Annotated in this window: 19 protein-coding genes; 9 read left to right on the forward strand and 10 right to left on the reverse strand. The window is 41.3% G+C overall.

The window, feature by feature from the left end; all coding sequences use genetic code 11:
- Positions 1–273: 273 nt before the first annotated feature.
- Both pulA and zapE read left to right on the forward strand, forming a co-directional pair.
- Positions 274–3,072 carry a pullulanase-type alpha-1,6-glucosidase gene (gene pulA, locus ACH784_RS20745; protein ID WP_404395643.1) on the forward strand — a complete coding sequence of 933 codons (2,799 nt, stop codon included), beginning with the start codon at positions 274–276 and terminating at the stop codon, positions 3,070–3,072.
- A 208-nt stretch (positions 3,073–3,280) separates the two neighbouring features.
- Positions 3,281–4,357: a cell division protein ZapE gene (gene zapE, locus ACH784_RS20750; protein WP_404395644.1), complete on the forward strand. Its 1,077-nt coding sequence runs from the start codon at positions 3,281–3,283 to the stop codon at positions 4,355–4,357.
- 18 nt (positions 4,358–4,375) lie between these two features.
- Here zapE and ACH784_RS20755 read toward each other — a convergent pair whose 3' ends face one another.
- From ACH784_RS20755 to ACH784_RS20770, 4 genes are all read right to left on the reverse strand, one after another.
- The gene (locus tag ACH784_RS20755) at positions 4,376–5,119 is read right to left on the reverse strand and encodes a DUF3307 domain-containing protein (protein ID WP_404395646.1); all 744 of its coding nucleotides are present in this window, start codon (positions 5,117–5,119) and stop codon (positions 4,376–4,378) included.
- A 1-nt stretch (position 5,120) separates the two neighbouring features.
- Positions 5,121–5,750: a hypothetical protein gene (locus tag ACH784_RS20760; protein WP_404395648.1), complete on the reverse strand. Its 630-nt coding sequence runs from the start codon at positions 5,748–5,750 to the stop codon at positions 5,121–5,123.
- 95 nt (positions 5,751–5,845) lie between these two features.
- Entirely contained in the window at positions 5,846–6,949 is a 1,104-nt protein-coding gene (locus ACH784_RS20765; RefSeq protein WP_404395649.1) for a hypothetical protein, read from the reverse strand.
- Between the two features lie 68 nt (positions 6,950–7,017).
- Positions 7,018–7,185, reverse strand: coding sequence for a DUF2986 domain-containing protein (locus ACH784_RS20770; protein ID WP_404395651.1), 168 nt, complete (start codon positions 7,183–7,185; stop codon positions 7,018–7,020).
- A gap of 267 nt (positions 7,186–7,452) precedes the next feature.
- Here ACH784_RS20770 and ACH784_RS20775 point away from each other — a divergent pair, with 267 nt between their 5' ends.
- On the forward strand, positions 7,453–9,327 hold the full coding sequence (locus ACH784_RS20775) for a DUF885 domain-containing protein (RefSeq protein WP_404395653.1): 1,875 nt from the start codon (positions 7,453–7,455) through the stop codon (positions 9,325–9,327).
- Positions 9,328–9,429: 102 nt separating this feature from the next.
- On the opposite strand, the gene ACH784_RS20780 is transcribed toward ACH784_RS20775, so the two are convergent.
- Both ACH784_RS20780 and ACH784_RS20785 read right to left on the reverse strand, forming a co-directional pair.
- A complete protein-coding gene (locus ACH784_RS20780; protein WP_404395655.1) occupies positions 9,430–9,660 on the reverse strand; it encodes a hypothetical protein in 231 nt (76 codons plus the stop codon).
- A 180-nt stretch (positions 9,661–9,840) separates the two neighbouring features.
- A complete protein-coding gene (locus tag ACH784_RS20785; protein ID WP_404395656.1) occupies positions 9,841–10,059 on the reverse strand; it encodes a hypothetical protein in 219 nt (72 codons plus the stop codon).
- 294 nt (positions 10,060–10,353) lie between these two features.
- Between ACH784_RS20785 and ACH784_RS20790 the strand changes: the two genes are divergently transcribed.
- Both ACH784_RS20790 and ACH784_RS20795 read left to right on the forward strand, forming a co-directional pair.
- Positions 10,354–11,733: a M28 family metallopeptidase gene (locus ACH784_RS20790; protein WP_404395658.1), complete on the forward strand. Its 1,380-nt coding sequence runs from the start codon at positions 10,354–10,356 to the stop codon at positions 11,731–11,733.
- A 414-nt stretch (positions 11,734–12,147) separates the two neighbouring features.
- Positions 12,148–14,262 carry a cation:dicarboxylate symporter family transporter gene (locus ACH784_RS20795; protein WP_404397006.1) on the forward strand — a complete coding sequence of 705 codons (2,115 nt, stop codon included), beginning with the start codon at positions 12,148–12,150 and terminating at the stop codon, positions 14,260–14,262.
- An 83-nt stretch (positions 14,263–14,345) separates the two neighbouring features.
- On the opposite strand, the gene ACH784_RS20800 is transcribed toward ACH784_RS20795, so the two are convergent.
- Entirely contained in the window at positions 14,346–15,632 is a 1,287-nt protein-coding gene (locus ACH784_RS20800) for an oligosaccharide flippase family protein (protein WP_404395660.1), read from the reverse strand.
- Between the two features lie 279 nt (positions 15,633–15,911).
- Between ACH784_RS20800 and ACH784_RS20805 the strand changes: the two genes are divergently transcribed.
- Together ACH784_RS20805 and ACH784_RS20810 are read left to right on the forward strand one after the other, a co-directional pair.
- Positions 15,912–16,418 carry a GNAT family N-acetyltransferase gene (locus tag ACH784_RS20805; RefSeq protein ID WP_404395662.1) on the forward strand — a complete coding sequence of 169 codons (507 nt, stop codon included), beginning with the start codon at positions 15,912–15,914 and terminating at the stop codon, positions 16,416–16,418.
- Between the two features lie 124 nt (positions 16,419–16,542).
- Complete coding sequence (locus ACH784_RS20810) at positions 16,543–18,123, forward strand: EAL domain-containing protein (RefSeq protein WP_404395664.1); 1,581 nt, start codon at positions 16,543–16,545, stop codon at positions 18,121–18,123.
- A gap of 12 nt (positions 18,124–18,135) precedes the next feature.
- Here the strand turns inward: ACH784_RS20810 and ACH784_RS20815 are convergent, their stop codons facing one another.
- The 3 genes from ACH784_RS20815 to ACH784_RS20825 form a co-directional block, all read right to left on the reverse strand.
- A complete protein-coding gene (locus ACH784_RS20815) occupies positions 18,136–18,300 on the reverse strand; it encodes a hypothetical protein (protein WP_404395666.1) in 165 nt (54 codons plus the stop codon).
- Between the two features lie 118 nt (positions 18,301–18,418).
- The gene (locus ACH784_RS20820; RefSeq protein ID WP_404395668.1) at positions 18,419–18,589 is read right to left on the reverse strand and encodes a hypothetical protein; all 171 of its coding nucleotides are present in this window, start codon (positions 18,587–18,589) and stop codon (positions 18,419–18,421) included.
- Positions 18,590–18,617: 28 nt separating this feature from the next.
- Complete coding sequence (locus tag ACH784_RS20825) at positions 18,618–19,505, reverse strand: alpha/beta hydrolase (protein ID WP_404395669.1); 888 nt, start codon at positions 19,503–19,505, stop codon at positions 18,618–18,620.
- A gap of 184 nt (positions 19,506–19,689) precedes the next feature.
- Between ACH784_RS20825 and ACH784_RS20830 the strand changes: the two genes are divergently transcribed.
- On the forward strand, positions 19,690–20,352 hold the full coding sequence (locus ACH784_RS20830; RefSeq protein ID WP_404395671.1) for an ABC transporter ATP-binding protein: 663 nt from the start codon (positions 19,690–19,692) through the stop codon (positions 20,350–20,352).
- Positions 20,343–22,913: an ABC transporter permease gene (locus tag ACH784_RS20835; RefSeq protein ID WP_404395672.1), complete on the forward strand. Its 2,571-nt coding sequence runs from the start codon at positions 20,343–20,345 to the stop codon at positions 22,911–22,913. The genes ACH784_RS20830 and ACH784_RS20835 overlap by 10 nt, the downstream gene beginning before the upstream one ends.
- Positions 22,914–22,926 lie beyond the last annotated feature (13 nt).

Raw genomic sequence — 22,926 nt, forward strand, 5'->3', positions numbered from 1 at the left:
TGCCATAGGTGTTCGGTTTTACCGTTAACATGCCAAATTTTATAGTAACTTGTGTAATAGTTTGGTCACGCCAACATGTTATGGGTTGTCGGAGCTTAATATATAGCCGCGTTGTGTTGATGAATAGTTAATGCATACGTATTCATAACTACCAGTCTAGTCCATGCGCTTTGAATACGTATGCAAAAGCTATTCATTTGGTTGTGTCGAATATAGGGCATTCAGTAACGTATGACCTAGTTGAAAATACATTGATAATAATGGGACTCGCCAATGCGCAAAGTAACAAAGTCTTTGGGTTTAATTCCGAAAATGACAATAATCCCGCTTGTGGCATCTTTGAGTGCTTGCCAAATGATGGACACATCACAAGCACCAAAACAACAAGTTGAACAGCTCGCACCGCAGGCCGCTTATGCTGCGCACTGGCTAACGTCTGAGTTAGTTTTACTCGCACCGTCTATTGCGAAGACAAATTTAAAATTAAAAGCGACCTTACTTGAAGGACAAATGTCACAACAAGCAACATTAGCAGCGGTTGAACTGCCTGCTTGGGTTGCCGCTAGTTACCCTCATTTAGCTGATTTTAAAGCATATAAAGTCGCACTTTCGAATCAGCAAGCGAAAGATTGGGCGAAAGGTCAAGTGAGTGTTGTCGATAGCAATGGTGAGCTAGTTAGCTTTGTTCAACAAGGTGAGCTATTAGATTCGCTTTATACTTTAACGGCAAATGATGCCAATGAAGTAACGGATTTGGGCGCAACCGTACTAGCAGATTCTGTGCAATTTAAACTCTGGGCACCTAGCGCTCAAAAAGTGTCGTTGTTAGCGTTTGGCAATAACATTGCTAATCCTGCAAAGAAAATTGCTATGCAAGAAGATAAAAGCACGGGTGTTTGGCAGGTAAATGCTAGCAACGTCGCTGCGCTTGATTATTATCAGTATGAAATTTCGGTTTATCATCCTGAAACGAAAAAAGTCGAAACCATTGTTACTACTGACCCTTATGCATTGAGTTTGTCGACAAACAGTACTCATGCTCAAGTTATTGACTTAAATAGCAAAGATACGCAGCCAACGGGCTGGGCAAGTCACTCAGTACCAAGTATCAATAAACCAGAAGACAATGTGTTATACGAAACCCATATTCGTGACTTTAGCGCCAGCGATAAGGCGCTGAGCAATAACGCTTGGCGTGGTAAGTACTTAGCCTTTACCGATATGAACTCGGATGGCATGAAGCATTTAGCGGCACTGAGAGATGCGGGTTTAAACAACATTCATTTACTGCCGACTTATGATTTAGGTAGCATAAACGAAGATGCAGCAACGGTTATCGATCAAACGTCATCAATTTCAACAGTGTGCGCGCAGCTACCAAAACTCGCTGAATGCCAAATTACTTGGCCTGAAGGCACGCGCATTGTTGATATTTTAAAAAGCTATGATCCCAACACCAGCCAAGCGCAAAAGTTGGTAAGTGAAATTCGCCAGTTAGATAACTACAACTGGGGCTATGATCCTTTCCATTACACTGTACCAGAAGGCAGTTATGCGACAGACTCTATGGGTGTAACGCGTATTGTCGAATTTAGAAAAATGGTACAAAACCTACATGTAATGGGCTTTCGTGTGATCATGGACGTGGTTTACAACCATACTCATCAGTTCGGTATGGCGAAAAACTCAGTGCTCGACAAAATTGTGCCGGGATACTACCACCGTTTAAATCCAACGACTGGCATTGTTGAGCAGTCAACCTGTTACACCTGTGGTAATACTGCTACTGAGCGTACCATGATGGCAAAGCTAATGAATGACTCATTGGTGACTTGGGCCCGTGATTATAAAATCGATGGTTTCAGATTCGACTTAATGGGTCATCAGCCAAAGGCGGAGATGCTGCAAGCACGCGAGCTAGTTCGTGAAGTTGATCCTGATACCTACTTCTACGGTGAAGGTTGGAACTTCGGTGAAGTGGCCAATAATTCACAGTTCGTTCAAGCCAGCCAATTAGAGCTGGGCGGCACTGAAATTGGTACTTTTAGCGACCGCCTTCGCGATGCAGTTCGTGGCCCAGGCAATAACACCCGTGACACACAAGGTGTGGGCAATGGTTTGTTAACGTTACCTAACGAGTTACAGACTGACGAACAAACAAAGCAGCGTTATTTTGTGGCGATGGATCAGGTGCGCATTGGCATGGCGGGCAACTTAGCTGAATATAACTTGGCTAATAAATACAATGGGTTAGCAAAACGCTTAGGGAAAGACGTGCCTTATGGTAACCAACCAACAGGTTATGCGTTTGACCCTGCAGACACCATTAACTATGTGTCTAAGCATGATAACCAAACATTGTGGGATAACAGCCAATACCGTTTGGCGTTTGATTTAACCACCGCTGAGCGTGTGCGCTTACATGCACAAAGCATGAGTTATGTGATGTACGGTCAAGGTATTCCATTTATTCATATGGGATCTGAGTTATTACGCTCAAAGTCATTCTTACGTGACAGCTACGATTATGGCGATTGGTTCAATGCCACAGACTTTGCGATGCAAAGTAATAACTATGATGTTGGTCTACCGCCTGCTGATAAAGACAAAGATAACTGGCCTTTGATTAAAACAGTACTTGCAGGCCACCAAGACCGTGATGATGTGAGTTCAGCTGACATTAAGCGTGCAAAGGGCATGTTCATAGACATGCTGAAAATCAGAAATAGCTCTGAGCTATTCCGTTTAGCGACAGCAGAACAAGTTCAGCAAAAAGTCCAATTTTTAAATACGCAAAAATCGGTGAATGATAAAAATCATCAATCAGGTCTAATTGTTATGCAGTTAGATGATACTCAGGGTGAGGCTGTAGATAACAAATTTTCGCGTATTTTGGTGATCTTCAACGCTAATAATGAACAAAATTCATTCAAAGTTGTCGAAAGTCAAGATTACCAGTTACATCCAGTGCTAAAACAGGGTCATGACCCTGTGGTCAAAGAGACAAAAATTACAGCAGAGGGAATTGATGTACCAGCACTGAGCACAGTGGTCTTAGTTAAGTATAAGTAAAACGACCTATACTTTACTGGACTTTTAGTGATTTCATCTATACTGGTTAAATTACTGAGAGCAAAGGTATTCATTCCCCTTGAATACTAATTTAAAAAGCGCCGGCTGCCCCTGGCGCTTTTTCTTCTATCGTAGAGAATTTATTTATCTACGATAAAAACTGTAAACTACACGTACTTTTTCACTCCTTCATTTTATAGATATACGTATGACATTGACCGATATTTATCTTGCACAAATTCAATCACTCGCCCTTCAAAATGACCCAGCTCAACGAGTGGCTGTTGTTGCATTAGATAAATTGTGTCACTCACTTGAAGTAGGAACTGAGGGGCAAAGCTTATATTTATATGGCCCAGTTGGACGAGGAAAAACCATGCTGATGGATTTGTTTTTTGAGCATTTATCGGGTGTGACTAAGCAGCGGCTCCACTTTCATCATTTTATGGTGCAAGTCCATAAGGCTTTAAATGCGTTACAAGGAACTATTAACCCGTTGCAGCAGGTTGCAAAAGACTGGGCGCGCAATGCCAAAGTACTTTGCTTTGATGAGTTCTTTGTCACTGATATTGGTGATGCCATGATTATGGCAAGACTGTTCGAAGCCTTATTTAATGAAGGAGTGGTGCTGGTGGCGACCTCAAATGCGCACCCAGAACAGCTTTATCATAATGGCTTAGCCCGCGAGCGATTTTTACCGACCATAGAATTATTATTAGCAAAGTGCGATGTGATTAACGTTGCAGGTGAAGTTGATCACCGCTTTGCCCATGGTGCGAATTACACCCATTATTTTGTGCAAAACCAGACTCAGTTTTTAGCGCAATTTGAACGTGCTCATGGTGTGTTAGAAACCGCACAAATAGAGATATGTCGCAGAGAAGTCGAAGTTTTAGGAAAAAGTGAGCAGGGTTATTTGTTTGACTTTATGGCCTTGTGTTCAACCCCAAGAGCAACTGCTGATTACATTGAATTGGCGCAAAAACACAAAGTTATTTTTATCAGTAAAGTGCCAAAAATGGGCGCAGAACCTGATGAAAAATTAGTAACTCAAGGCATAGAAGACGGTTATCAACGCGCACATTCAACGATTCAAAACGCCCGATTCGATGATGAAGCGCGACGTTTCATTGCGCTAGTTGATGAGTGTTACGAGCAACATTGCTTGCTTATTATTGATGCACAGTGTGATTTAAGCGAGTTATATGTGGGTGAACAATTGGCCTTTGCGTTTGAGCGAACCAAAAGCCGCTTGGTTGAGATGCAAAATTGGCAGGTAAATTAACTTTACCCACCAACTTTTCTATATCACGGTTTTAATTAACCCGGCCACACTCAAAGTAACTAAAATACTTACAAGCGTGCCTAGCATCACATATTCGGTGAGCTTTCTGTCTTTGCTTGCAGTTAAATCGCCAAAACGAAATACAGATTTAGCCGCTAAAACAAAGCCGACTGCCGCCCAGCTATCAATCAGAATGCAAGTTAATAACAGTACACGTTCGAGCTGGCCGATTAAGTTGCCCGCTTGGGGTAAGCTCTCTTCTTCATTTCCCATATAAGCCCAGCGCTCGAGGAGCATTCTGATCATTACAGATGCGGGTGTAAGAACCAATAAGTAGCCAAGTCCAATTACCAAATTGTCAGGGGTACTAAAAAATGAGAGTAACTGCTCACTTAAGTTTTGTGGTCCGCTTAGGTTTACTGTTATTAATAGAATAACGAATAAATGGGCGAGTTGGTCTAGTAAAAATGGCACCACACCCTTACTTGAGTATGACTTACCGATATCGATAAAGTAATGAGTGATGGTAATGAAGGATGCATAGCCAAAAGCTGCGGCGCTTATTCCAAAATCATAATTTTCTTGCCAAGCAACTAATGCTGCGAAACCAAGTAAACCATGAATTAAGCTGTGCCAAATGACTTTAGTGGATTTGAAATGGCGATTATTTCTATCGTGCACCCAACTCATTGGTTGCAAGTAAAAATCGGCTATCACATGGCCAATCACTAGCCATAAAAGCAAAGTTTGCCATTCAGCCATATTATGTCTCCTTGCTGAAGGTTTGTGATGCGCTCAAAGTAATGAATTCATCTATTAAGGTGTAATTTGCTAAGTTAAGCAGCTTAGTCACATTTGCTCTGCTGGTATTAAGTTGCTCAGCAAGCAATGCATGCTCGGGTTTATCTTGTTGTATATATAACAGCAGCGCTTGGGCTTGTTTGCTACTCAGTTTACCAAGCAATAAATCAATGAACTTAATATTCAGTAAAAAGCTACTGTCACAGGTATTGTTATAAATCAGTCGCTGTTGCTTAATGTTATCTAGCCCACGGCCCGCTTTTACGAGCGCCTTGCCTGTTGCTGTTGCCAATGTACCTTGAGATAGCATGATTTCACCCTTGGCCAAGCTGACTTTCACATCTAGTCCTTGCTGTAAAAAGAACAGTCTTAGCGATATGGCGTGTTTAAATAAAGTATTTGTTTCTTTAAAAGCGACTTGGAAACTGTCACCCCTAAAAATATGAAAAACAGCACCATAGTCTGCTCTTAAGGCGGTGAGATAAAGCTTCAGTTGTGTGATTAGTTGCTCATAATCATTTGCTGCAAGCGTTTGTGAACTGACGATATCGGCAGTGATCACGCTGTGGTAGCTCACTGATGGGGTTTGCATAATAAGTAACCTAATTAAGTAACTTGAATAAATGTAACTAATTTTGGTTACTTTGTAAAATGTAACCAGTTTTGGTTACTTTATGTCAGTGTTTATTAGAGCTGATTATTGTTCTCGAGTACCCATACATTCACAACAGGGTTGTCTTTTTGATAACTAAGTCTGATATCGAGCAATTGTCCAGAAACTTGCTCATCGACCGTCATTTTACTTTTTGAGAGAAAGTAAGCGCCATCATTAAATGACAGTGAACTGGTATTTTCTATGGCAATGCCTTTAATTTTAGCAAGTTCTATTAGTGCATCTTTAATCGCCAATTCAATGGCTGAACTGAGCAATAAGTCAGACGACATAGTGCCACCTTGACCAAAACTGCCTTGGATCACACTACGGTCCTGATACACAGATAAAGACCGCCAATTTTCTTGTAGTGCTAACGGAGCTTTGGGTAAGACAAAATTGCCAATAAGTGTACCTTGGTATTCACATAATTCGCTGAGAAGCATGGCATGATGTTGTTTTACCGTGGCTTTAACATCACTTTGCTGATTAAAACTTGCGCTGTGCCTGTTTGCATTAGTGTCAGCTGACTGGCTGATAAATTCTGTTGCATGTACCTGGCTTTTGGTGAGTAAGTCAGCGATTAAATTCGCATTTTGTTGTGCCATCAACAGTTGTTGAGAGGGCGTAGCGGTGTAAAAACTCACACCTGTGATGGTATTTGATTGCTCATCACATAGCCACTCTGGGTTACATTGTTTGAATTCGCAACGGGATAGAGTGGTTAATGTTTGTTGTTGGCTAAGAGAAAATTGGTCTTGCTCGAGCGTTGCATAACTATAAACAACGCCTTGATAGAAAAACTCAGGAAGAAAACGCACGGTATTGCCTGAAGGAAGGTGTAATTTGGCGGCATCTGTTAAAAGTTGTTTATCAATATTAGTTATGGAAAGTTGATGATAGCTTTGTAATTTAACTAATGCGGCTTTTCTGCTGCCAGCAATATTAATCCTACCTTGGCTATCATACTTTGTTGCTGCGCCTATAAACCCCACCGTGTCTTTTTGAATGGGTTTAACAAACCAACTGGGTATATGTATATTTTGTTGCGATTTATTAAGCCCAATAGTGGCATTACAACCGCTCAATATGAGTAGGGCTGACAACAATAAAAAGGGGGGGAAGCGTGTTAACTTCATTTTGCTATTCATCCTTAAAAGCAGCATAAACTTGAATAAGATTAGGTCATATTAACCATGAAACGCTATTAATCGCAAACTTCTGTTGAGCCATCGGTTTGGGCTTGTTGTTCGGCCTCTAACTTGGCACGTTCAGCTTTAGAAATATACTTTGGCTTATTACTTTTATGTAATTTTTCATTTGCTTTTTTATCTTTCTTTTTAAGCTTTTCGTAGATTTTTTTGCGTCTGTTCATAATGGGCGTTCGTTGTCAGTCTCGATAAGTGAATTGAACGCTATTCTAACTGTTTTTTATAAAGCAACAAAGCAACAAGTTTTTTCTGTAAACACTGGCACAAAAATATAGATTGCATACAATGTGCAAAAAAGAACTAGTCTATTTAGTTAATTGCGTAACGTAAAATAATAAAAATCACGAGCATTTTCATTATACCTGCCCCTCAAATAAGGGAACTATGTAGAGCTGTGGTATTAATGGGGTGTGATGACCTTGGAGCCGAACATGATCAAATATACTTTAACTGCATTAGCCGTCTGTGCCGTATTAGCAGGCTGCTCAACAGAAACAACACAGAAAACGCAGCAACAAACGCAAGCTGCCGAAACAAAGACGACGCAAGTAAATCGCTCTGAAGTGGATAGTATTATTAATGCATATACTCAAACTTTTATTAATCACCAACCAGCTTTAGCAACCTCTTTAAAACTAGATAGCAGCAAGTATGGTCAATACGCAAGTCGCTTACCTAATTACTCATTAGCGGGTATGCAAGCACTACAAATTGATATGCATAAAGCGGCTGAGCAACTTAAAGCACTGCAGAGTAAAAATTTATCAGAGAAAGACCGTTTACACGTTGCTGTTAATGAAGTTATTGCCCGTTATTACGCCGGTGATAAGCAGTTTAGCGGAGGTTATATTGATACTTGGGGTGGGCACTTACCTTACGTGGTTAACCAAATTTCAGGGCCTTTAATTGATATTCCTAATGTATTAAAAGACCAGCACGGTATTGCATCTGAAAAAGATGCCACAGACTACCTTAAACGTTTATCAGAATTTGCGACTTTAACAGAACAAGTACGCAGCAAAGTGGCAGACGATGCAAGTAAGGGCATCATTTTACCTAAGCCACTTTTTGCAAATACTTTAGGCTACTTAAATAATTTCACTGCACCTGTCGCATCAGAACATCCGCTGGTGAGCAGTTTTGCTCAGAAACTCACAACACTGGGTGAATTAGATAAGAAAACCAAAGCGGTGCTAGTGAAAAAAGCGACGAACATTGTCGAGTCTGAGATTTACCCAGCCTTTGCTAAAGTAAGCAAAGATATGCAGGCACTTGAAGCAAAGGCGCCAAGCAAAGTGGGTATTTGGGCACAGCCAAATGGTGAAGCGTTTTACCAGCATGAAATCACATATCTAGCAGACTCAACCATGACCGCTGAAGAAATTCATAATGTCGGTTTGGCTGAGGTTAAACGTATTTCTGAGCAGATGGATAAGATTTTAAAAGCCAACGGTTATACACAAGGTTCGGTTGGCGAGCGTATGCAGAAGCTTAGCGAAGAACCGCGCTTCTTATTTGCTGACAGTGATGAAGGACGAGAGAAATTACTCGCATTCTTACGTGGTGAAATTAAAACCATTGAAGAAAAAGCGTTAAATTTATTCTCTTCATTGCCACCTCAAGCAGTTGAAGTGAAACGTATTCCTAAGGCTGTCGAAGCCGGAGCGCCGGGTGGTTATTACAATGCGCCGTCACTTGACGGTAGTCGCCCAGGTATTTTTGCCATTAATTTAAAAGACATGAAAGCGGTCCCAAGCTTTGGCTTAAAAACATTGACTTACCATGAAGCTGTTCCGGGTCACCACTTTCAAATCGCGCTAAATATGCTGCAAACCGATATAGGTTTGATGCGTCAAAATGCGTCATTCAACGGCTTTATTGAAGGCTGGGCACTGTACTCTGAACTGGTTGCTTATGAGATGGGGATGTACGAAAACGATCCATTTGGCGATCTGGGCCGTCTTCAAGCTGAAGCTTACCGCGCAGCTCGCTTAGTGGTTGATACTGGTTTACACCATAAGCGATGGACGCGCCAGCAAGCAATAGAATACTTTGCAGAAGCGACGGGTTCAGCAATGAGCGATGTTATTTCGGCGATTGACCGTTATATCGCATGGCCGGGTCAGGCTTTGGGTTATAAGCTAGGCATGATTAAGTTTGTTGAATTACGCGATAAAGCAAAAGCAGAACTCGGTGATAAGTTCGATATTAAAGCGTTTCATGATTTGATTTTACTTAAAGGTGCACGCCCACTTTCAATTGTTGAAAGTGATATAGATAGCTGGATCAGTGCACAAAAAAGTTAAAGGGTCTTAAATCCAACCATAAAGGGGAAGCGCTTTGCTTCCTTTTTTATTTACATGCAAAAATGGTCGCAAAAGCGACCATTAAACTTCACGGGTTATTTATTACCAAAACACTTTAGTAACCTTTAATGTTCCGCCATCTGACGTGCATTGTGCATTATATGACGCATCATAAGTTGAAGAAATTTCAAACCATAATTGCTTATTGTTAGTGTCTAGACATTGGAAATGGTAATAACGAAACTCCCCCTCACCTATACCTCGAGCATCAGAATTAGCGCTAAAAGTGAAAGTTGCGGCAGTAATTAGTGCAGAAATTATTAGTTTTTTCATTTTAGTATCCTTTAAGTTAAATATTAATCCTTTCATCTTCGTCACAGGATTTAAAAATTATTATGTGGTTAAGATGAACATTTTTAATACTACTTCGACGTGTGCTAAGTGTCTAGAATTAAGATAAATACCCTTGGCGAGCAAACAAAATAAAATACGTTTTGAACAAATAAGATGAGACTACATGGTTTTAAAAGTGTTGATACGTTTCACTTTTTTATCTATAAATTTGAGCAGGGCAAAGCGCTTATTAATGCCTAAAATGAGTGATAAGAAAAATAATGCGAAGAACATCAAGACACTCGGTAAGTTATCTTCAATCATGTTAAAAAACAGCAAAGCCAAAAAGCAAAACGCAGCTAAAAAGTAAGAGCTAGGTTTAACGACCTGCTTAGCCATTGAATTAAGTCTCCAGTATAAGGAATGCTAGTTATTAATAATCATTATCAAGTTCCTAAATTTGCACCTAAATCGTGTTGCTTGCAACTATTGTCGGTGAAAAATTTTTTAAATAATGATTTGTTACTGGTTTTTGGTAAAGCAGAAATGTGTAAAAAATTGAGTTTGTTTCTTTTATGTAAACATTCGAGATGAAATAACCGTATTGTAAGACAGCTTTGCTTGTGGGATGAATATGAAGGGCATAAGTTAAAGGTTAAGAATAATAAGCGTCTGCGATAAACAAGGTCAGCTATGAAAACGTTAACATCAATTGCTTTGTCATCTTTACTTGGTGTGTTTGCACTGAGTGCCAAAGGGGCAAATCAACTAGATTACATCGACCAACAAAAACTTCATGATATCAATCAAGCCATATCGGCGGCGAATATTGAAAAAGACATAAAAAAGCTCGTTAGTTTTGGCACACGCCATACGCTGTCAGAAACGGACTCAGATACACGAGGTATTGGTGCAGCAAGGCGTTGGATAAAGGCGGAGTTTGAAGCTATTTCAAAAGCCTGTGGTGGCTGCTTAGAAGTGTATTATCAGTCTGAAGTTATAAGCGGTGAAAAGCGTATACCTAACCCAACTGAAGTCGTGAGTGTGATTGCCATACAGCGTGGGCAAACAGATCCCAATCGCTATGTGATGATGTCGGGTGACATAGATTCTCGCATTACAGACGTGATGAACTTCACCGATGATGCACCGGGTGCAAACGATAATGCATCGGGTTTGGCTGGCACGCTAGAAGCCGCGCGTGTACTGAGTAAGTACAAGTTTAATGGCAGTATTGTCTATGCGGCGCTCGCGGGTGAAGAGCAAGGCTTGTTCGGTGGCAAGATCATGGCCAAGCAAGCAAAGGCTGATGGCTGGCGATTAAAAGCAGTGCTGAATAATGACATGATCGGCAACATTGAAGGCGTGAATGGGGTGATCAATAACACCACTGCGCGCATATTTGCCGAAGGCACGCGACAAACAGAAAGCGAAGAAGATATTCGCAATCGCCGTTTTCGTGGAGGCGAAGTTGACTCGCCAAGCCGTAATCTGGCTCGTTACATAGACTGGATGGCTGACCGCTACATTCCGAACCTAGATACCATGGTGGTGTATCGTTTAGATAGGTTTCGCCGTGGCGGACATCATCGTCCGTTTAACGATTTAGGCTTTCCGGGTGTGCGCATCATGGAAACCAACGAAAACTACAACCGACAACATCAAGATTTACGCACTGAAAACGGTATTGTCTATGGTGACACCATAGATGGCGTCAACTTCGATTATGCGGCTAAATTAACTGCGCTCAACGCCGTCTCACTTGCTGGCATGGCTTGGGCACCGACGCCACCAGCAAAAGTCAGCATAAAAGGTGCTGTTTCACCCGATACTACACTGTCGTGGCAACAAGCTGATGACAAAGAAAACCCACAGCTAGCAGGGTATAAAATTTATTGGCGATTGACTGATGCACCGCAATGGCAATACAGCAAGTTCGTTGGCAAAGTTGATAGTTACACGCTGAAAAATGTGGTGATAGATAACTATTTCTTTGGTGTCGCCAGTGTCAGTAAAGATGGGTTTGAAAGCCCTGTGGTGTTCCCTGGTCACGCGGGTGATTTTGGCGATTAAGCACTTAATTTCATATTTGATCAATAAACCAACTTATCAAAAACACAGACCGAGCCAATGAGCTCGGTTTTTTGTCGTAAATAAAGTCTGGTATTCATTCTTAAGTCAGTTAAATTTCCTATAATCCCGCTCTTTTTCTAAATTTAAATAACCTGAGCTTTGGTTAAGAGATTTACTAAAGTATTGAGATTAAATTGATAAGTGCTTTTTCAATTCTGTAGCCGGAAACTTTTAGGGATAACAAGGCGAATTTACGCGTCAATAGCTGGCCTATTGCAAGTAAATTCAACGCAGTTAGCGTTGAAAGTAGCCGCTGGAGATAGATTTATTATCCATAGTTCAGGTTAAATAATATAATAGGCGGCGAGTGATATTGTGAAAACCTTTTGGGCTTTTTTAGGTAACCGAAATTGGATGCTGTGGGCACTATTACTAGGTGTGGCAACAGGGCTTATTTTTGGTGAGCGGGTGGCATTTTTACAACCCATAGGTACTGGGTTTGTTAAGCTGATGCAAATCACGATTTTCCCTTATATTGTGGTCAGTTTAATTGTTGGTTTAGGTAAGTTTAACCCCGAGCAAGTACGCAGCATTTTAGTTAAAGCCGCCACAGTCATGGTTATGCTATGGGTGTTAGGCTTGGCTGCAATTTGGTGTTTTGCGTTCACACTTCCCCAGCATGATGCGGGCACGTTTTTCTCTCCTGCACTGATATCTCCGGCAGGGTCAATCGACTTTGTTGAGCAATATATTCCCGATAATCCATTTGCCTCTTTGGCCGAAGGTAACGTGCCAGCCATTGTGATATTTTGTATTGCACTCGGTATGTCATTGATTGCTAATAAGCGCAAAGGGCAAGTACTCGACTTTTTAGAAGTCGTTGGGCAAGGCTTAACGGTGATCTCTAAAAAGGTCATTGCGATTTTCCCAATTGGTATTTTTGCCATGACAGCCAGCACGGCGGGCACGCTCAGTGTAGAGCAGCTTCATAACTTGCAAGTCTACTGGGTGTTGGTGTTATGTTTGGGCTTGTATTTGATGCTGGTACTCATGCCCATGCTGGTGGCGGCTGCAACCCCCGTTAAATATCGAGATCTTATTTATGTGATGCGCAATGCGTGGATCACAGCGTTCAGTACCGGTAATGTGTTTATTGTTTTACCAGTGATCACTGAGGGTATTAAGGCGCATTTACGTAAAATAGGTCGCGCCGACGAGCAAGCCGATCATATTGCCGAAGTCTTGGTGCCGATTGCTTATACATTCCCAAGTCTTGGTAAACTAACCACCTTAATGTTTGTGATGTTCGCGGCTTGGTTAACGGGCAACCCAGTGAGTCTTACCGATATTCCCAATGTGACCTTATCGGCCATGCTCAGTTATTTTGCCAATGTACACATTGCCATTCCATTTATGCTTGATACGCTGCGCATTCCAGCCGACAGCTACCAGCTTTATCTATCTATGTCGGTATTGAGTGCCAAAGTTGTCTCGCCAACCACTGTGGTATATATCTTCGCCTTTGTACTATTGAGCATTTTTTACTGCCGAAAGCAGCTGCATTTTAAGCGTTTAAGAGCGGCTTATTATGTCATGTTACCAGCGGTGTTATTACCTGCATTTATGTTGGCCAGTTTCACTTTTAATACTCAACTGGCTGCGAGCAGCAAAGCAGCGAATGAAGTCATAGCTAACATGGTAGTGTCTGATAAAGTGCCAGCACATGTATTGAATCATGTGCCAAAAGCCTACCAAAGCGGTGAGTTATCTTTGACTAACATTGACGTCATTAAAAAACGCAACTTACTGCGGATTGGCTACGTAGTCGATAACGTGCCGTTTAGTTATTTCAATCAGAATAATGAACTTGTGGGCTTTGATATTAGCTTGGCGCACAAGTTAGCAAATGACTTAGATGTTGAAGTAGAGTTTATTCCATTCAAAAAGCACCAATTGAGCGAATACCTTAATAAAGGCTATTTCGATATTGCGATGTCAGGATTGGAGATAAATGTAGCCGACTTAACTAAAGTGCGTTTCAGTCAAAAGGTGTTAGAACTGCAATTGGCTATTTTAGCGAAGGACTATGAACTCGCGCGTTTTAAAAATGTTGAGCAGATCAGAAGTCTGGGAGATTTAAATTTTGCGCACATGGAATATGGTCCTTTGTTAAAGCAAGTGAGCCAGCGTACCAGCTCAATTCAGTTTAAACAGTTGTCGACCTTGCAAGATTACTTTAAATCCCCTGAGCAATTTGATGGCTTAGTTATTAGTGCTGAAGCTGGGTTTGCATGGAGTATGTTCTATCCTGAATATGGGGTGGTGGTGCCTGAAGGCGGTATGCAAAAGTATCCGGTTGGCTTTGCTGTTGCAAAACGTAATCTTGATTTATTGAGTTATGTAGATGCATGGCTGGCCATTCAGCAAACCAATGGGAGCATTGATAATGCCTACAATTATTGGATTTTAGGGCAGGGAACCCAGTCAAAAGAAACCCGTTGGTCAGTACTTGATGATGTAATTCAATAAAAATAACCTGAGTTCAGGTTAAATAAAACTTTAATGCGAGGAGCTCTTAGAGCTCCTTCGCGTTGTGGCTATAAATATTCAAATTACTCACTAACCGCTTCTAATTGCTTTTGTTTACTAAAACTATATTGTAAGAAAACAGCAATACTCCAAATCGACAAAGACACTGCCGTTGCCATTGCAGCACCGGTTAAGCCAAATCTAGGAATTAAAAAGCCATTCGCGAGTACATTGATAATAATGGCCAAAACACCGTACTGAACCACCTGCTTTCCTTGTCCTGTGTATTGCAGCCAAGTGGCGGTTAATGCCGCAAGGGCACAGATCCCATAACTTGGAATGAGAATGAGTAGGGCAGGGCTTGCATCTATGTAGTCGCTTCCAAAAAGTGTTAAAAGCTGAGTCGAAAAAGTCCAAAGCAATAAAGCCACCAGCACAGTGAGGATTAAGGTGATAGTTTTTGCTTGCTTAAATAGCTTTTCTGCGGTGCTGGGTTCTTTATCTAAATATTTACCGATGAGGGGTAAAAATAAACTGGCAATGGTCACTTGCGCAACGGGAATAATATGCGCGAGTGTATTGGCTGCCGCAAAGTGACCTACGCCATGTTCGTTCGACAGCCATTCCAGCATGAGTAAATCACTTTGATTTAGCAAAAGCGTCACCAGCATGGCTAGCATCATAGGAATTGATAGCTTGAGCAATTCATTGTCAGGCGTGTTTGATTCGATGGGGGTGAGTGTAACAATCTTTCTTTTGACCAGTAGCCACATCTGCCAAACCACGATAGAAATAACAATCATGATCCCCGCGATAATGACAAGCTCGACACTCATATCAATATAAAACTGCGCTAGGATAAGTATGGCAAAGGTCTTAAGCAGAGGCAGTGCAACACGCCATGGTAAATTAGAAAATGCCAGTAGTTTTGCGCTTTGTAGTACTCGGCTTAAGAGCGCACCAAGGGCAATAATGGGAACGGCAACTATCATCAGAGATAGGGCATGATGACCATCAGCATCAAAATGGATCACATAGACGTAGCTTAAAAACCAAACCAAAGTAATGATCACGACAGACAGTGAAAATGCCCGTTTTATATAACATGCCAAATAACTCGATACGGCGGAATTATCATTATCAGCGATATGTTTCGACAGAATACGAGGTGCAAGTCTGTCCCCGCCAAGTAACACGAGTACCGAGGCTAGCATCGTTAAACTATAAGCAACTTTGTAGTCACCATATTGGTGTGCTTCTAAATGTTGACTTAAGGTTAGATTAAAGCCGTAGTCGGCAGCATAGCCAAAAATAATTGAGCAAACGAGTATCCATGCACCCTGGCTCAGGTAGTGCTTCTGTTCTTTCACACTGTTCATCCTAGTTCACGTTTTATGAGACTATAGACGCAAATATTGAATAAAATATGGAAATGAAAAAGATGAATAAAGGTCAAGTTTAATAAAGCTGCGGTTACGCGAAATGCACTTTAGTCTAACGAACATATTTGCACTGAATTGGACGTTGAAAATAGCTAGTTTGGTGCAGAATATAAAGAATCGGGTAAATTCTTTAATAAAATCATAGTTAAAAATCTGGTCTAAGAGTTGCTTATAGATTTTTGGATAATTTATAAAAGTGACTTTATTATGACTGCGGCATTATGTTACCGAGCATCTCATTCCCTTCATTATTCTCCTGCTTTGATCCGCATTGGCGGGCTTGAAGAGCGACAAGTTATAAAGCTTCTAAAAGAGCATATCATTGATATGTATGCCAATTCGCCTGAGGAGTGTGTGCATACTCTAAATATTAATGCACTGCAGAGTGAGACCATTAAATTTTGGAGTGCATGGTGCGGTGATGAAGCCGTTGGGTGTGTCGCGATTAAATATTTATCACCTTATCACTGTGAAATAAAATCAATGCGCACCAGCAACCAAGCCCGCGGCACAGGAGTGGGTCGTCAATTGCTTGAGCATGTTATTAAGTATGCCAAACTCAACGGTGTAAAACGCTTGAGTCTAGAAACCGGCACCATGGATTTCTTTGCCCCTGCTCGCAAATTGTATAGCCAAAATGGCTTCGAACTTTGCGGACCATTTGGTGATTATGAGGTTGACCCGCATTCGTGTTTCATGACTTTGATCCTCTAATAGAGAGTATCTGTACCTAAACGTAATATATCTGAAATAAATCTGTAGTAATGTCAGTGCCTTCAAAGTTATAGCAAGTTATCAATAAGCTTGCTGAGGTGGCGGCAAAGTCAGGTTGGGTAAAGTGCCGAAATTCAGATATAAATTCAAAGCATTCAGTATTGCGCTGGCAGGGATGCTGATCGTCATCGCAATGCTTTACCCAAGAGAAATAGCCAATAAAAAGCAAGCTTTGCTCAATCAAGTACAGTCTGACTTTAATTGGTTATTACGAGATTTAAACCAACAGCTCGAACAACTTAATCACTTCTTTACAGAGTACGACGACTTAGACGCGGCTTGCACTGAGCAAACTTTATATGAACTACGCCGTGCGCACTTTAAAATTCCCAACATTGCCGAAATGGGTATAGTGAACCCAAACGGCGAATTAATTTGTACCAGTTGGAGCAAGCTCGATACCCCTCTTAAAACCGCGGGGCCAAAGCCGGCTCGTTCTGCAGAGTTACGTTTCTTTGGGCCAATTCACACTAGCTTTATTGGCGAGGCTGCACTGGTTATCGCGAAAACCCGCACCGATGGCTATGAGATAAACGCACTGTTACCGCAATCCATATTAAATCGCCACTTAGATGACTTAGACAGACCTTATAACTACATTGTGATTGCTGACTCAAAATCGGGAGTGCCGATTTTTAAAGTTGGGGATTACAGCTTGCCAGTAGACAATCAATTGTTTCCTATAAATAAGCCAATTACGTTCGAAAGTAGCCTATTTGATGATGGTAAGTCGCACGTGTTGGTGGCATCTCCCCTTGAGAATTTGTCATCCTTGTCGTTGTTATTAGCCATCAATGAAGATGCGCTTTATAAAAAAGTCTATCAGCCATCTACTATTAGCTTAGTCATTTATGGGGTGACATTTTTACTGCTGTTTTTATTAGTTAAAAACTATCAGAAATATTACCAAAGCCGTAAAAGTCAGCTCAAAGATGCCATTTCACAAGGCCAAGTGACTAATTTCTATCAGCTCATTTGGGATACCAGAACCCGTGGCTTTATCGGTGCAGAAACCTTAGTACGCTTAAAAGATCCTATTGAGGGCATATTAACCCCCAACTTGTTTTTGGCAGACATTGAAGCCAACAACTTACTTAAAGAAATGACCTATGAAATCATAAAAACACTAATACAAGACGCGGAAGTACTCACTCAACAGCATAAAATTAAAAAGGTGAATATCAATATCACAGGTGAGCATTTAAAAGACGCGCAATTTAAAGCTCTTATTTTAGAATTAAATCAGCTTATTCCCGTGCTGGTACTCGAGCTGACCGAAAATGAGCTGTTAGAGTTTGATAATCAGCATGTGATGCAAACCATTCAAGACTTTAAAGCCGAAGGTATTTTATTGGCGATAGATGACTTTGGGACGGGCTATGCGGGCTTACAATATTTAAAGTCTTTACCGCTAGATATTATCAAAATTGATCAAAGTTATGTGGCAGCCATAGGCACTGAATCACAACTTGCGACTATGTTAGATGCCCTAATTGAGCTTGCAAAGACCTTTAAGATTGATGTTGTAGCAGAAGGCGTTGAGACTCAAGCGCAAGCAGATTACTTGGTCGATAAAGGCGTGTATTTACATCAAGGGTGGAAATACCACAAAGCTTGTTTGCTCAGTGATATTCCCATTCGATAATAGGTTTATAGTTTAGTCAAAGCTATAACGTCTTTTAACCTCAACAACTTCGACGACATAAGATTTATACCATTTATCACGACCTAACTGTTGTGCAACGGCATGTTGGCTGTCTTGGTGCCAGCGTTTTATGTCATCTTCGTTTAGCCTATAATACCAATCCTCAATAATACTCAATCATTTTAAGGGACTAAAACTGACGCTAACTTCGTTGAAAACTTCTTATTTAGAACAACTAAATCGCAAAATTTTCGCCTCGTTATCGACCAGTTTTCCTTGCCTTAAAATAGTTCGCTTAATTAAGAGAATTGGTATGAGAAATCGTGACTTCTTTATCGCCCTCTTGCACTGCTAAAAAGTCTTGGCAGTTGTACTTTTCAAAAGCGAGTTCTCGCATTACTTTGACCATTTTGGAATAGTCAGCATCTTGCTGATTGGCGATGGCTTTAAAAATGACGGCGTACATACTTGCTCCTATATACTCAATAAACGACTTATAAATGTGTGGTTCTAAAAGCCTGATAGGCAGACAGCGCTTTGGGGACTGACATAACAGGATTCTCGCCATGTCCTGCACCTTGGCTAAAGCTGTATTGCCAAGTGAGGTTTTCAGGCGCACCTTGATCTAATACTTCAATTAAGCCATTAAATGATCCTGTAATAATGCTAGGCTCTTCTGCCCCTAGGCTTAAATAAAAGAATTTAGGCTTTCCAGCTAATTGCTGAATGTCTTTTCGAAATTGCTCAACTACTACTGAATCGTCATACCAAGCAGCGGGGCTAAAAGCAAAGTAACCGTTAAATAAGTCAGGTTTGGTGACCATGGTATAAATCACAAAACTGCCTCCAGCAGAGTAACCACTTAAAATACGCTCGCCACTGAGAGAATAATGCTTATGCATATAAGGCAGTACTTCGGTCTCTATGAATGATAAGAATAAATCTGCTTTGCCAAATATCTCAGGGTCGTTATCGCTTGCAGGGCGAGGTTCGATATTGACATCGCGACGCGCATAAGGGGGCACTAAATCTCGGTTGCGGGTATTGGTCCAAAACTGATTAGGAATAGACACCAAAATAGCTTCGGGGTAAGTTTTTTCCTCGGCAAACTCATCCAATACAGTGTCCCAGCGGGCTAGGTTAAAGTTGCCGTCAGAGCGAATAATGAGGGGGTATTGTTTATCAGCAGAATAATTTTCGGGCAGGCGGATAAATATTTTTCGAGACTCATTGAGCACCTGAGACTCAATCACGCGGTCTTCAAAGTCCGACATATAGTATTTGTTATATTGATAGGCTTTAAAACCTGAAAACCCTAACGCAGCAAGTAAAGCACAGCCTAACAGCCAAGATTTCTTATTTGATTTTATTTTTTTAAACATACTTTAAACACTCAAGTCCTTGTTTCTGATTGGGTAACTTAATTTAAAACAGTGAACATGAAAAGTCATCGGTGCATTCTTGTTAATCAAAATTGTAAGCAAAGGTGTGAAAATGTTTCTTCACATTCCTTTCACATCCAATCATAAACACTAAGCCCAGACATAAAAATAAACGGAGTTCACCATGGGCATCGCAATCAACTTAACGAACCTGACACACCATATTCCTATTAATAAGGACTTAAACTTAGCACTACTTGAAGACGCGTCTTTGCAAATTAATGCAACTGAACAAGTTGCCATAGTAGGCGCATCCGGTAGCGGTAAAACGACTTTGTTGAGCATTTTGGCAGGACTTGAACCGCTGCAAAGCGGTGAATTGGCTTTTATAAAACAGCAGGTCGTGCTTAATTCTGGCGATATCAATCAGCATAGTGGTTTTGTGTTCCAACAATTCCATCTAATTCCTGAGTTAGATGCATTGAATAATGTGGCACTGCCATTGAAATTAAAAGGCGATAAACAGGCATTTGAAAAAGCGCGCAATTGGTTGTCTAAAGTCGGTCTTACTGAGCGTGCTGATTTTTCGGTCAGTAAGCTCAGTGGTGGGGAACAACAGCGCGTTGCCATCGCGAGGGCTTTTGTCTCTGAGCCTGCACTTATTTTTGCCGATGAGCCAACGGGGAATCTTGATGAGCAAACCGCAGAGCATATTAGTCAATTGATGTTGCAATGCTGTCGCGAGACTAACGCAACCTTAGTGTTGATTACCCATAACCAAGCTTTAGCTGAACAGCTCGACACAGTTTATAAACTAGAACATGGGAGGTTGCAGCTATGCTCGTAAATACACTTTCAAATCTTATAGATAAACGCGCGCCAGCGTCAGGCAATGGCTATTCTATTAAGTCGTTATGGGCGCTCTCTTGGCAATTTCATTGGCAGCAAACCCGCTCACGCGTCAATCTAGTTCAGTTACTCACGCTGTTCATCTTATTCTTCTATTTAAGCTTCACCACACTGCTTGGTAATGGCGTACAAGGGTATTTAAAACAAAATTTGCAGCAACTGCTGGGTGCTGACTCTGTTGTACAAACATTCCAACCTTTAAACCAAGCTCAGCGTTCGTCGTTTACCCAACACAGTCATGTGCTTAGCGAAACCCAAACCTTTAATGTCACGCTGACTCATCAAGTTGCAGATAAACATTTGGCCCAATTAGTCAGATTAAAAGCAGTTGATGATAATTATCCAGTACTTGGCACGCTTGGTGTGAGTGAGGAACAAGGACTCACTACAACAGAGTATACAAAAGGACCAAGCCAAGATGAGATTTGGCTAGAGTCACGCTTAGCCGCAGCTTTGTCACTTAAGATCAATGATGAAATTAACGTTGCGGGGCAAACCTTTAGATTCACGCATTATTTAATCTCAGAGCCTGACAGATTAAGTGAGGGTCATAACAGTGATATGCGTGCCATGGTGCACTTAGCCTCCCTTGCAAAGCTAATAGAAGGCAATACACTTGAAGCCAAATCATATCGATACTTAATGGCACATGATGAAACACAATTACAAAGCCTAGTTTCAGAAAGTGATGACATTGATGGCGCGACGTTCATCAGTCAAACCTTGGGTAATCATCCTTTAGCTAAAAGCTGGCAGCGAGTCGAAAAGTTTATGGGGTTAGTGTCTGTGTTATTGGTCATTTTGGCGAGTATCATTTTGGCATTGAGCAACCAAAACGTCATTAAACCATTGCAAACCTTTAGCGCAATTTGTATGGCGAATGGTTTAGCAAAGCAGGCCTGTAAATGGTTGGTTATTTTTGGGTGTTTATTTACGACGCTTATTACTTTAGTGCCAAGTGTTTTACTGGCAACAGCGACCACTTATGTTGCAGTGCAGTGGCTAGAAAATTACCACATTGTGATTGCGCTTGATTGGCAGTGGATGGCGCTGTTAGAGGTGATAGTCATCGCGCTTAGTCTGTATATTGCGCTCACTCTACCTGCTTGGTATTCGGTGCTCACTTCACCAGTTAAGCGTTTACTTATGAGCTATCAAGCACCTGCACGTAAGCAATGGCTCGCTATTATGATGCCCGTTGTCGCTATTATTGCGCTAATTATATGGTACTCAGATAATTGGACTTTAACCGTCATGGTCGTCGGCACACTGGCGGCTTGCCTATTTGGCTTAGTTTTGTTGACTTGGTGTGTACTTGGCTTGGGTAAGTGGGGGCTATCAAAGCGCGCTCAGCTATTTGGTTTTGCACTTTATCTTATGCAGCAACGTATTTATGTTAAAGGCGCGCAGATCATCGCCCTAGGCTTGAGTTTGACCTTACTGTTATTATCACTGCGGATCACGCAAGATGTCACCAATATACTTGAGCAACTTACTTATAAAGACCAAGGCAATGTGGTAATAAGCCAAGTAACTAAAACTGAGCAACATGCCTTAGCGCAGTTTTTAACTCAATACCAAGGGAAAATTAACCATATCGCCCCCTTTCAATACGCGCAGTTAACGCATATCAATCAAGTAAAGCTTAACGAGACTGGGCTGCAACCCAGTGAGTCATCAGCGCGTTTAGAGCGACCCATTCGTCTGCACTGGCAAGCGCAAGTGCCAAGCAACAATGAAGTTGTATTAGGCAGCTGGAAAAGTGACCAAGTTCTTAAAGCAAATCAGTGGCCGGTTTCTATCGAAAGTGAAGTGTTTGAAGACATGCAATTTAAATTGGGTGATGTATTGCAAATGCGCATGGGGGATCAGTCTGTGGAGTTGCTTGTTGCCGCTAAACACGACTTTGTTTCGGGTGGCAGTAATACGACGTTTTGGTTTGTGAGGCATAGCAATGATGCGGTTGAAGACGTTGAGACATTTTATATGGGAGATGCACAACTGAGCGATGAAGCGCTGGCAAACCTTGGCCAAGTTTGGCAAGCACACCCAAGCATGAGGATGATGTCGGTAGATACTATGCTGGCTGATATACGTTTTTACATGAACTTTTTAATCATGATAGTGGTGATCTACAGTGCATTCATTGCACTTCTTACAAACTTACTTTTAGCGGCTGCAATTTCGGTGCATCAAAAGCAAGATAAAGCCCGCAATGGGTTATTGACTGTATTTGGTATTGATAAAACAAAGCAAAAGCTACTGATACTTTATGAATGGACGATCATCACTTTATTACCCGCTTTGGTGGCGACTATGTGCGTTTATTTCTCCATTGCCAGCTTTTACAAATATGAGTTAGCCATGCCTTATGAAGCAAATTTTATTGCAGTTTTAACACAAGCTTTATTCATTGCTACAGCTATTGCCATCACTGGAATTTTAATGTCTTTGAATCAGTTAAAATCCCCTACAAGAGCCTTACTTGAAGAGCAGTAGAAAATTTTTGTAA

The organism is Pseudoalteromonas phenolica (genome assembly GCF_044788725.1).
Classification (GTDB): Bacteria; Pseudomonadota; Gammaproteobacteria; order Enterobacterales; family Alteromonadaceae; genus Pseudoalteromonas; species Pseudoalteromonas phenolica_C.